This window comes from Pseudoflavonifractor sp. 60 (assembly GCF_009911645.1).
Taxonomy (GTDB): Bacteria; Bacillota; Clostridia; order Oscillospirales; family Oscillospiraceae; genus Lawsonibacter.
This window is the reverse complement of record NZ_QWKI01000295.1, coordinates 1-206: the sequence shown is the minus strand read 5'-3', so window position 1 is coordinate 206 and position 206 is coordinate 1. Positions and strand designations below refer to the sequence as shown.

Genomic DNA, 206 nt, shown 5'->3' with positions numbered 1-206 from the left:
CGTTTTATCGCCGCCAATGACAACCTTGACACCGCCAACGGCTTTGATATTATGTCTATCTTCCGTGACGTGATAAATGAGTGGTATGTTGCCGACACCAGCCGCAAAATCAAGACCGTTTTCAAATCCAGAATGGAAAAGGGCTTGCGCTGCTCTGGTAGTGTCTGCTATGGCTACCGCGCTTCCAAAGAGGAAAAAGGCGAATG

General features: G+C 48.5%; 1 pseudogene. It reads left to right on the top strand.

Going from position 1 to position 206, the window contains the following annotated elements:
* Positions 1–206: pseudogene (locus D1646_RS21765) on the top strand (restriction endonuclease); the annotation flags it as partial.